The sequence below is a fragment of the Promicromonospora citrea genome (assembly GCF_013004695.1).
Lineage (GTDB): Bacteria > Actinomycetota > Actinomycetes > Actinomycetales > Cellulomonadaceae > Promicromonospora > Promicromonospora citrea.
In genome coordinates this window covers 1-6,868 of sequence record NZ_JABEMG010000181.1, presented here as the reverse complement: position 1 = coordinate 6,868, position 6,868 = coordinate 1, and the positions used below count along the sequence as shown (strand labels likewise).

General features: G+C 75.3%; 4 protein-coding genes. 3 read left to right on the top strand and 1 reads right to left on the bottom strand.

The annotated features are described in order from the left end of the window. Positions 1-4,268 (bottom strand): DEAD/DEAH box helicase (locus HLB15_RS21505; RefSeq protein ID WP_171108518.1); only part of this gene is annotated, 4,268 nt, incomplete at its 3' end. An 81-nt stretch (positions 4,269-4,349) separates the two neighbouring features. Here HLB15_RS21505 and HLB15_RS21500 point away from each other — a divergent pair. The 3 genes from HLB15_RS21500 (at position 4,350) to HLB15_RS24915 (ending at position 6,747) form a co-directional block, all read left to right on the top strand. Then, on the top strand, positions 4,350-4,586 hold the full coding sequence (locus HLB15_RS21500; protein ID WP_171108516.1) for a DUF3046 domain-containing protein: 237 nt from the start codon (positions 4,350-4,352) through the stop codon (positions 4,584-4,586). A gap of 264 nt (positions 4,587-4,850) precedes the next feature. Continuing rightward, the gene (gene recA, locus HLB15_RS21495) at positions 4,851-6,056 is read left to right on the top strand and encodes a recombinase RecA (RefSeq protein ID WP_171108514.1); all 1,206 of its coding nucleotides are present in this window, start codon (positions 4,851-4,853) and stop codon (positions 6,054-6,056) included. A 34-nt stretch (positions 6,057-6,090) separates the two neighbouring features. After that, positions 6,091-6,747, top strand: coding sequence for a regulatory protein RecX (locus HLB15_RS24915; RefSeq protein ID WP_171108512.1), 657 nt, complete (start codon positions 6,091-6,093; stop codon positions 6,745-6,747). Positions 6,748-6,868 lie beyond the last annotated feature (121 nt).

The window sequence follows — 6,868 nt, the reverse complement described above, 5'->3', positions numbered from 1 at the left end:
GTGCGCAGCGCCGCCGAAGGCCGCCCGGGGGAGACGGCGAACCGGGACCGCCGCACGGGCCGGGCCCGGGCAGCCGTGCGCGGCGCGCGGTGGGCGCCCGCACCGCTCACGCGCTCGCGCAGCGCGCCGAGCCCGTCGTTCGTCACCTGACCGGCCCAGACCAGGTCCCAGAGGGCCTCGAGCACCACGCCCGTCTCCGCGCCGGCCAGCTCGGCGATCCGGGGCAGGAAGTACCCGCCGGACCCCGTGAGCAGGTCGAGCACCGCCCGGTGGAGGTCGGTGTCCAGCGGACCCTCCTCCTCGACGGGGGCGAGCTCGGCGAGCGTGAGCGGCGCGCCGTCGGCGAGGTGGAGCGAGACGAGCCCGTCGCCGCCCCCCGACCCGGGCAGGCGTGCGTGCCCCGCCCACAGCACCTCGCCGGCGACGGTGAGCTCGTCGAGCAGGGCGGGGGAGTAGTCCGCCACGCGTGCGGGCAGCACCAGCGTCTCGAGGGCGCTCGCGGGCACGGCGGCTCCTGCGAGCTGCTCGATCGCCTGCACCAGGCCGTCCGCGCCCCGCAGGAGGCCCGTGGAGACGTTCTGCCAGCGGGGCAGGAAGGCACCGAGGGCCTCCTGCTCCACGGGTTCGACCTCGGCGCGCAGGACGGCCAGCGAGCGGCGCCGGAGCAGACGCAGCACGCCCGGGTCGCACCACTCGTCGCCCGTACCGCCGAGCGACGCCGGGCGCAGGCTGCCGCGGGCCAGCAGGCCCGCCGCCTCGAGCCGGGTGAGCGCCTGGACCACGACGGCGACCCCCAGCCCGAAGCGCTGTGCGACGGACGGCGCCCCGAAGGGCCCGTGCGTCCTGGCGTGCCGCCGCAGCAGGTCGCCCAGCGGGTCGGGGACGAGCTCGGTGAACGCCTCGGGGATGCCGACGGGCAGCGCCACACCGAGCGCGTCGCGCAGCCGCCCGGCGTCCTCCGTGACCGCCCACTGCTCCTCACCGGCGAACCGGACGCGGATCACGCGCCGCGACGTCTCGAGCTCCTGGAGCCAGGAGGGGACGGCATGCCGGGAGTCCTCACGCGTGCGGGCCTGCAGGGCGGCCAGGTCGTGGGGGCCCGTGCGGCGCAGCAGGTCCCACAGGCCCTCGGCGTCGCGGGCCTGGCGGTCGGGCGCCAGACCGGAGAGCTCGGCCTCCGTGCGCTCGACGGCCCCCGGGTCCAGCAGCTCGGACAGGTCGGCCGTGCCCTGCTCGCCCAGCAGCTCGGCGAGCAGCTCGGGGTCGAGCGACAGGGCGGCGGCGCGGCGCTCCGCCAGCGGCGCGTCGCCGTCGTACAGGAACTGCGCCGTGTACCCGAACAGCAGCGACTGGGCGAACGGGGAGGGGGTCGTGGTCGTGACCTCGACGACCCGGACGTCCCCCGAGCCGATGTCCCGCATGAGCCCGGTCAGGGCAGCGACGTCGAAGTCGTCCTGCAGGCACTCGCGGGCGGCCTCGAGCACGATCGGGAAGTCGGGGTACTGGCTCGCGACCTCGAGGAGCTGCGCCGAGCGCTGGCGCTGCTGCCACAGCGGCTGGCGCTTGTCCGGCCGCCGCCGGGGCAGGAGCAGGGCGCGCGCGGCGGCCTCACGGAAGCGGGCGGCGAACATGACCGACGAGCCGAGCTCGTCACGGACGGCGCCCAGCACCTCGTCCGGGTCCAGGAGCAGGTCCTCGAGCGTGACGCGGCCGGGCACCTGGGCCGCGGGCGGCGCGTGGTCACCGAGCACCACGGGCGACCCGTCGGTCTCGCCGTACTGCTGCCGCGGTGCGTCCTGCGGTGCGTCGGTCGGGAAGCCGTCGTGGACCGGGCCGAGGTCGTCGAGGTCGTCCCAGCTGCTGCCGGCGTCGGGCAGGCGGAGCACGATGCCGTCGTCGGAGTGCATGGCGGCCACGTCGAGGCCGAACCGCGCGCGCAGGCGCGCGGAGATGACGAGCGCCCACGGCGCGTGCACGCGCGCGCCGAGCGGCGAGTGGATCACGACGCGCCAGTCGCCGAGCTCGTCGCGGAACCGCTCGACGACGATCGTGCGGTCGTCGGGCACGCGGCCGGTGCCCTGCCGCTGCTCGGTGAGGTAGGCGGCGAGGTTGTCCGCGGCCCAGGGGTCCAGTCCCGCGGTGCGCAGGTGCTCGCGGCCGGCCTCCGGGTCGGCGGCGAGCGCGGCGTCGGCCTGCCGGACGAACGCGCCCACCGCGCGCCCGAGCTCGGCGGGGCGGCCGGGTGCGTCGCCCTTCCAGAAGGGCAGCCGGCCCGGCAGGCCCGGCGCCGGCGTGACGAGCACGCGGTCGGTGGTGATGTCCTCGATCCGCCACGTGCTGGACCCGAGGGTGAACGTGTCGCCCACGCGGGACTCGTAGACCATCTCCTCGTCCAGCTCGCCGACGCGCCTGCCGCCGCGGGTGCGTCCGCCGGAGCCGGGCACGTCGTCGGCCAGGGTGCCGTCGCCCGCCGCGCCCCCGGTGGCGAGGAAGACGCCGTACGCCCCCTTGTCGGGGATGGTGCCGCCGCTCGTGGTGGCCAGGCGCAGCGCACCGGGGCGGCCGCGCAGCATGCCGGTGGCGCGGTCCCACGTGATACGGGCGCGCAGCTCGGCGAAGTCCTCGCTCGGGTAGCGCCCGGCGAGCATGTCCAGCACCGCCCGCCACGTGGCCTCGCCGAGGTGGGTGAAGGGGGCGGCACGGCGCACGAGCGCGAGCAGGTCGTCCTCGGCCCAGTCGTCCACGGCCAGGGCCGCGACGACCTGCTGGGCCAGGACGTCGAGCGGGTTGGCGGGCACGTGGAGGTGCTCGATGGCGCCGGAGCGCATGCGCTGCGCGATGACCGTGGCGGGCACGAGGTCGCCCCGGAACATCGGGAAGACCACACCCTTGGAGACCGCGCCCACCTGGTGGCCCGCGCGGCCGATGCGCTGCAGGCCGCTGGCGACCGACGGCGGTGCGCCGACCTGCACGACGAGGTCGACCGCACCCATGTCGATGCCCAGCTCCAGCGACGACGTCGCCACGACGGCGGGCAGCCGGCCCTCCTTGAGCTCCGTCTCCGTCCGCGTGCGCTCGGCACGGCTCATCGACCCGTGGTGGGCGCGCGCGAGCGTCAGCTCGGTCGCGGGGACCGACTCCGGCAGGCCGTCGTGACCCGGGGCGGGTGTCGCGGCACCGGCCGAGGTGCCCGACTGGCCCGGCACGAGCGCGGCCCACGTGCTGGCCGGGTCGGCGACCTCCAGGCCCTGCCGCTGCGCCCAGACCTCGTTCATGCGGGCCGTCAGGCGCTCGGCGCCGCGCCGGTTGTTCGTGAAGACGATGGTCGAGGTGTGGTCCGCCACCAGGTCGACCACCCGCTCCTCGACGTGCGGCCACACCGAGGCGCGGCGCGGCGGTCCGGTCGCGGCGCCCGAGAGGTCGATCTCGTCGTCGCCGCTGCGGGGCGCCCCCGCGGTACCGGTCGCCTCGCCGGGCGGGCCGACGGCGGGCGCGCTGTCCAGGTCGGACAGGTCCGGCACGGGGACGACGACGTCGATCGCCCACTCCTTGTGCGACGGCGGCTGGACGACGACGACCTCGCGGCTGCCCTCTCCCGTCCTGGCGCCGCCGAGGAAGCCCGCCACCGCGTCGACCGGGCGGACCGTCGCCGACAGGCCGATGCGCTGTGCCGGCCGGTCCAGCAGGGCGTCGAGACGTTCGAGGCTCAGGGCGAGGTGGGCGCCGCGCTTGGTGCCCGCCACCGCGTGGATCTCGTCGAGCACCACGGTCTCCACGCCCGCGAGACCCGACCGGGCCGAGGACGTCAGGACGAGGAACAGGGACTCCGGCGTCGTGACGAGGATGTCCGGCGGGCGGGTCGCGAAGGCGCGCCGCTCGTTCGCCGGCGTGTCACCCGTGCGCATGCCGACCGTGACGTCGGGCACCTCGAGGCCCTCGCGCGCGGCCGCCTGGCGGATGCCGGTGAGGGGCGAGCGGAGGTTGCGCTGGACGTCGGCGGCGAGGGCCTTGAGCGGCGACACGTACAGGACGCGGCAGCGCCGGGCGCGGTCCTCGGGCGGGGGCGCGGACATGATCCGGTCGATCGACCAGAGGAAGGCCGCGAGCGTCTTGCCCGAGCCCGTCGGTGCGACGACGAGGGCGTGCCGGTCCCGCGCGACGGCGTCCCACGCGCCCGCCTGGGCGGCGGTGGGCTGCGCGAACGCCCCGGTGAACCACGCACGGGTGGCGGGTCCGAACCGGGACAGCGGGTCGTCGGGCTCTGGCATGGGGCCATTGTGTCCCGGACCACCGACACTGACCCGTCGGCACGGTGCCGGGGCCAGGCCCGGCGGACGTAGGGTTGTCGGGTGCGTGAGAGCGACTTCTGGCAGCTGGTCGACGAGGTGTTCGGCCGCGCGTACGGGCGCGTGCTGGCCCGTGAGCAGGTGCTGCCCGCGCTGGACGGGCGCACCCCGGTCGCCGCGCTCGAGGACGGCGACGAGCCGCGGGACGTGTGGCACGCGCTGTGCGACGCCCTCGACGTCCCCGACGCCGAGCGCTGGGGCACGGACAAGTACCGGCAGGCCCCGCCGCCCCGCCGCTGAGCGCTCGCGGAGGTCCGCGGGGGCACCGGCGGCAGGGCGGGCGACACGCCCGCGTGTCGCGCCGTGCCTCGAACACGCGTTCGGCTAGACTTCCACCACAGGCACGGATTTCGGAACGTCGTCCACAGGCGGCGGCCGGAGAAGGCGTCCGTGTCAGTGGCTCCGCGTACGGTCGGTCACGACGTACCGCCGGCTGTACGGACGACAACGTACGGAGCCATCCACGCAGGCGCCGAGAGCGCCCCGACCACGAAGGTGTCGCACATGCCCGCACCAGCAGATCGCGAGAAGGCCCTCGAGGCCGCCCTCGCCCAGATCGACCGCAACTTCGGCAAGGGTTCGGTCATGCGCCTCGGCGACGAGACCCGTGCGCCGATCGAGGTGATCCCGACCGGGTCCATCGCCCTCGACGTGGCACTGGGGATCGGGGGCCTGCCCCGCGGCCGCATCGTCGAGGTGTACGGTCCGGAGTCCTCCGGCAAGACCACCATCGCGCTGCACGCGGTGGCCAACGCCCAGCGCCAGGGTGGCATCGCCGCGTTCATCGACGCGGAGCACGCCCTGGACCCCGAGTACGCCAAGAAGCTCGGTGTCGACACCGACGCCCTCCTGGTCTCGCAGCCGGACACCGGTGAGCAGGCGCTGGAGATCACGGACATGCTGATCCGCTCCGGCGCGCTCGACATCATCGTGGTCGACTCGGTGGCGGCCCTGACGCCCAAGGCCGAGATCGAGGGCGAGATGGGCGACAGCCACGTGGGTCTGCAGGCCCGCCTCATGTCGCAGGCCCTGCGCAAGATCACCGGCGCGCTCAGCGCGTCCGGCACCACCGCGATCTTCATCAACCAGCTCCGCGAGAAGATCGGCGTGTTCTTCGGTTCGCCCGAGACCACGACGGGTGGCAAGGCGCTGAAGTTCTACGCGTCGGTCCGCCTCGACATCCGGCGCATCGAGACCCTCAAGGAGGGCACCGACGCGGTGGGTAACCGCACGCGCGTCAAGGTCGTCAAGAACAAGATGGCCCCGCCGTTCAAGCAGGCCGAGTTCGACATCCTGTACGGGGTCGGCATCTCCCGTGAGGGCGGACTGATCGACATGGGCGTGGAGCACGGCTTCGTGCGCAAGTCCGGGTCGTGGTTCACCTACGAGGGCGACCAGCTCGGCCAGGGCAAGGAGAACGCCCGCTCGTTCCTGCGTGACAACCCCGACCTCGCCAACGAGATCGAGAAGCGCGTCAAGGAGAAGCTGGGCGTGGGCCCGAAGGTGGACGCGCCGGCGGACGCCCCAGCGGCCCCGGCGATCGACGCGGGACCGGCTTCCGGCACGGTCGCCGCGGCGAGCTCGTCCACGCGGACGAGCGCGACGGCCAAGGCCACCAAGGCGCCTGCCTCGCGCTCGAAGACCACCAAGACCGCCGCGGCGAAGACCGCGGCCAAGGCGGAGGCCGCCGCCGAGAAGGCGCCGTTCTGACGTGCAGTACGGTGATCCAGCGGACGGTCCCGGCGTGGGGAAGCGTCGGGGCCGTCCCGCTACCCGGGACGGTGACGCCGCAGGTGGTCCGGGAGCCGCTCCCCGAAGCGGCCGCGGCCGTCGTGGGGGTGCCGACAGGGCGCCCCGCCGGACCGTCGCCGAACGCCTCGAGGCCGGTGAGATCAGCCGGGACGAGGCCGTCGAGAAGGCCCGTGAGGTCGTCCTGCGCGTCCTGACGGCCGCGCAGAAGTCGCGCCGCGAGCTCGAGCAGTCCCTGGCCCGCAAGGGTTACCCCGAGGACGTCGTGACGCAGGTCCTCGACCGGTTCGGCGAGGTGGGCCTGGTCGACGACGCCACGTACGCGGAGACCATCGTGCGCACGCGGCACGCCGAACGAGGGCTCGCCCGCCGCGGGATCGCCGCCGAGCTGCGCCGTCGGGGCATCGACGAGGACACCGCGTCCGTGGCGCTCGACCAGCTCGCCCCGGACGACGAGCGCGCCGCGGGTGCGCGGCTGGCCGGCAAGCTGGTCGCGCGCACCCGCGGCCTCGACCGCGAGGTGCGCGTCCGGCGCGCCGTCGGCTCGCTGGCCCGCAAGGGGTACCCGCCCGGCCTCGCGTTCGAGCTGGTGCGGGACGCGCTGACCGACGAGGGCGAGGACACCGACGACCTGGGGTACGCCGAGGACTGAGCCGGCCGACGAGGCGTCGCTCGCGGCGCCGGCGCGGACAGCGCCGGTGCGGGCCACAGCGCCGATGCAGGACACAGCACCGGGGCACGCGCACCCGGAGGCGAGCAAGCCGGGACGCAGG

Excerpts from the sequence above, each read along its gene's own strand:
- recA (WP_171108514.1), top strand. The coding sequence starts at position 4,851 with ATGCCCGCACCAGCAGATCGCGAGAAGGCCCTCGAGGCCGCCCTCGCC.